Below are 479 nucleotides of genomic sequence, written 5' to 3' on the forward strand. Positions count from 1 at the left end.
GCTGGCCCGGTCGGAGGCGAGGAAGGTGATGGCGTTGGCGATGTCCTCCGCGCTGCCCGTGCGGCCGAGCGGTATCTGTCCGAGGGCGTCGTTGCGCACGCTGTCCGGCGCCGCGGCGTGCTTGCTGCCCCAATCCACCCAGCCGGGGCAGACCGCGTTGACGGTGATGCCGAGCGGCCCGACTTCCCGCGCCAGCCCGCGCACATAGCCCTGCAGCGCCGCCTTCGCGCCCGCATAGGTGGGGGAGGGCGACATGAAGGCCTTGCCGCTGCGGCCCACGATGCTGCTGACCGCGATGATGCGCCCCGATTTCCGCGCCCGCATCCCCGGCAGCGCCGCGCGCGACAGCGCCACGAAGCCCTTCACGTTGATGTCGAAGACGCGCTGGTATTCGGCGTCCGTGATCTCGTGCATCGGCACGCGCGTGCCCGCGCCGGCATTGCTGACGACGATATCGATGCGCCCGAATTCGTCGGTCG

The 479-nt window shown here is 71.0% G+C and carries 1 protein-coding gene; it reads right to left on the reverse strand.

The window, feature by feature from the left end:
• A partial coding sequence (locus ACLD7X_RS18665; protein ID WP_411425173.1) for an SDR family NAD(P)-dependent oxidoreductase occupies positions 1-479 on the reverse strand: 479 nt, incomplete at both ends.

The sequence above is a fragment of the Aphanothece microscopica RSMan92 genome, assembly GCF_046613545.2.
Lineage (GTDB): Bacteria > Cyanobacteriota > Cyanobacteriia > PCC-6307 > Cyanobiaceae > NIES-981.